This window comes from Terrabacter carboxydivorans, assembly GCF_039532035.1.
GTDB lineage: Bacteria > Actinomycetota > Actinomycetes > Actinomycetales > Dermatophilaceae > Terrabacter > Terrabacter carboxydivorans.
Map to the genome: position 1 here is coordinate 1 of NZ_BAAARE010000068.1, position 1,077 is coordinate 1,077.

Below are 1,077 nucleotides of genomic sequence, written 5' to 3' on the forward strand. Positions count from 1 at the left end.
CTAGGTGTACCCGGCCATCAGGTTGGTTGCAGCCGGCTGATCGGCGGGTGACCTTTCAGGGCGCTGTGGCGGCGTTCAGTGTTGTAGTGCTCGAGCCATGGCGCAAGGGCGGCGACGCGGTCGGCGTTGCTGGTGTAGGCCGTGCGGTAGGCCCACTCGGTGGCCAGGGTGCGGTTGAGTCTCTCGACCTTGCCGTTCTGCCAGGGGCAGTGCGGCTTGATGAACTTCTGCACGATGCCGTGCTCGGCACAGACGGCGCGTAGTGAGTGGCGGTAGGCCCAGGCGTTGTCGGTTATCAGCCGCTCGATCCGGGTGATGCCGTGGTCAGCGAAGGAGGCGATCGCTCGCTCGAGGAAGGCCGCGCAGGTGATGCCCTTCTCGTCGGGCAGGACCTCGCTGTAGGCCAGGCGGGAATGGTCATCGACCATCGAGTGCACGTAGTCGTAGCCGGGACCGTTGGCCCGATCTCGTGGGATCCCGCGGCCGTGCACGCGCCAGCCTCCACCGTCGGGGATGCGGCCGATCTTCTTGACGTCCATGTGCACCAGCTCGCCGGGGCGTTCGCGTTCGTAGCGCACGGCGGTCTGCTTCGAGGACCGGATCACCTCGCCGGTGATCGGGTCACAGTCGCGCAGGTAAGGCACCCGATGGCGGCGCAGGATCCGTGACACCGTCCGGGCCGGCACCCCGACCCTGGGGCCGAGCACGTCAGGACCGTCCCGATGGGTGGTGCGCGCAGTCAGGACCTTCTGCTCGACCTCGTCGCTGGTTCTGGTGGGCGTCGTGTGCGGGCGCGAGGAGCGGGTGACCAGGCCGGCCTCGCCCTCGCTGGCGTACCGGTCGATCCAGGTCTTGACGCACTTGCGGGAGACGCCCATCGCTGCCGCGATGTGCGCTTGGCGCCAGCCGGCTTGGTGGCGGGCAACGATCAGCCGGCGACCGTGGACGGTCAGCCGGGCACTACCGTGGGACACGAGAACCTCCGGGTTGGAGTGGGCCTTAGACAAGCCACATCCCATTCGGAGGTTCTCGTTCGTTCAACCAGGCACGCCGCTACCAACGTGGTGGCCGGGTACA

The 1,077-nt window shown here is 67.8% G+C and carries 1 protein-coding gene; it reads right to left on the minus strand.

What is annotated here, in order from left to right:
* Nucleotides 1-17: 17 nt before the first annotated feature.
* Nucleotides 18-974, minus strand: coding sequence for an IS481 family transposase (locus ABD297_RS23575; protein WP_344257603.1), 957 nt, complete (start codon nucleotides 972-974; stop codon nucleotides 18-20).
* Between the last annotated feature and the right edge of the window lie 103 nt (nucleotides 975-1,077).